Raw genomic sequence first — 229 nt, forward strand, 5'->3', positions numbered from 1 at the left:
CTCTTCAGTAAGGATTGCGATTTGAATTTCTGCAGATCCTGTATCGCTTTCGTGAGTTCTGTACTCAGCGATTCATTCGTTTTTGCGTTCTTGTGTAATTGCCATGTTTGTTTCCTCCTAGTTTCTACTGATCCCCGTTTCCTGAGCAATTCGTTGGAGAATCGAAAAAGCCAAGGAAAGGTTCATACGTATTTGTACTTATAAAGAATAGCACATCAGGTCACGAGAA

Annotated in this window: 1 pseudogene; it reads right to left on the reverse strand. The window is 40.6% G+C overall.

The features are described from left to right. Positions 1–72: pseudogene (gene rpsO, locus AC1ECF_RS17850) on the reverse strand (30S ribosomal protein S15); the annotation flags it as partial. Positions 73–229 lie beyond the last annotated feature (157 nt).

This window comes from Psychrobacillus sp. Z3-81 (assembly GCF_056620325.1).